The following is a 1956-nucleotide window of genomic DNA, read 5'->3' as shown; positions in this document are numbered from 1 at the left end:
GGTTTATTAGTGCCAGTCAATATGGTGAAACAATATGCAAATAGTGAAAAAGTTCACGATCATTCATATAGTAATCATTGGAAATCGATATATAAAATATTTTCTCGAGAATATTATTGGCACCAAGCATACAGGGATTACCATTCGGAAGTTGATAAAGACGAAGTGGGGGACCTGATTGATACAACTTTGGAATATTTATGGGAGAAAGGATACGATAATTCAATTGAGAAATCTGTAAGTTATTTAATGCCCTCCGAATATATCGTAAAAAAACTTGAATTAGAACAAGGAGGTCAAGAAGGGTATTGGTTTGACAATAAAGGAAAGTTGATATGTTATGACCTGGCATTGGAAGGATATAACACTGGATTATTAATAGAAAAAGAATCGTTAGAAAAGTTACTTTCTGATAATAAATTAGCGTTAATTTGGGATATATATATTGAAAAAGTTGCAAATAAGGAACTTCATGAGTGGAGGATTGTAGCAGAAGAGAGAACTGGCATTGTTGAAATCGTAAAAAAGTATGATGAAGATACTTGGAAATTAATCAATTAGAAACGTTGAGTAAATGACCTACATGAAAGGCACCCTTATCTCGGGTACTTTTTATTACAAGAATTCAAAGATAATTTCTATGTTCAAATACTTACGGCTAATTAATTATTTAATTTGTCAGAAGTATTTCAAAACTAATATGTAATTCCAATCGCTAAAATTCATTTCAAAACTATTTTAAATTATGAATTATACAAAAATCAAATAAACCCTTGTACTTACTGGGCTTTCTTCATTTCAAAGTCAATTTTTCATCCAACAGGACAGTGTATTGAACAAATTTACTTTCCTAGAAAAGGTGTCATCTGGAGAGTTGGAAATTACTGAATGCAACAAAAAATATGATATTAGCTAAACAACTTTAATCAAGTGGCAGCGTTTCTCGTGTTACACTGTTTCGCATCTAATGACGATGCTATATTCGAGAGAACATTCTTTAACACATGGCACCTGAATCAATGAAAAACTAAAAAATTATATATAATGAATGTTTAATGAAAATGACAAAGCAGAACATTATTTTGTGTTCTAGCCCTGTCATTATGTTCTTCTTAGAACAATTTTTTTTCTAACTTATGTAGATGGTTTCGTGGTTTTATGTAAGGTTTTCGCATAAATTTGGAACTATTGTCGAATCTATTGAACCTTAATAGTTTATCTTCTATTGTTAAGAAAGCAACATTTTGGTAGGGCTTCAGCTGTAAACATCAATTCCAATTAAGGTAGTACACGTAATAGCAATACTATTGGAAAGCGTATAGAAGTAAATTAATTGAAAGAACTGGTCAACACAAACTCAAGATTTAAGGGACTTCGGGGTAGACAGCTGTCCAGAAATAAGAATTGGAAGCAAGAGAAAAAACTACGATTTTTTCAAATATTGAATTATCTCTTAAGCTGGAGTCAACCTTTTGAAGCGGATGACGGATCAATTTAAGTTGATGCAATTAATTAAAAAAGGAAAAACAAGCTGATAGAAATTTATAATCGAATCGGCTTCACGCTTTCCAAATCTATGAGGTTCTGTTTTGGCTTAATTTCAAAGTCAAAGTAGATTCAGATATGCTGGAAAGCTCAATGCCCTCTAACGGAGGTGTGGACTACAAATGGCCAACAAGCGGTTAACTGAAAATGAATTGTATACTCCCGATCAACTATGCATGTTAAATTGGCACATGGTATTCATTGATAAGTTGCCTCATCGTGATCAAGAAAAATTCTTGGTACGACAGCAAGCAGTAAAGTTGTATTTATCAGGAAAGCTTTCAGTTGATCAGATTACTGAACAGACAGGAATTGATGTTAGGAGCTTACGCCGGTTATTGCATCGATGTCTTTCCAAGGATTCTCATGGTGAAATGTGGGGGTTTAGGGGCCTTATACCCAATAAAACAC

Annotated in this window: 2 protein-coding genes; both read left to right on the top strand. The window is 33.0% G+C overall.

Translation table 11 applies throughout. The features are described 5' to 3' along the window. Positions 1 to 561, top strand: a 561-nt coding sequence (locus tag AC1DUA_RS35415) for a hypothetical protein (RefSeq protein WP_477504196.1), incomplete at its 5' end; no start/stop codon positions are given. A 1106-nt stretch (positions 562 to 1667) separates the two neighbouring features. Further along, a partial coding sequence (locus tag AC1DUA_RS35410) for a helix-turn-helix domain-containing protein (protein WP_477504195.1) occupies positions 1668 to 1956 on the top strand: 289 nt, incomplete at its 3' end.

It is taken from the genome of Paenibacillus sp. 01T422, assembly GCF_056398785.1.
The sequence above is the reverse complement of the archived record's forward strand: the minus strand, read 5'-3'. Positions and strand labels throughout refer to the sequence as shown.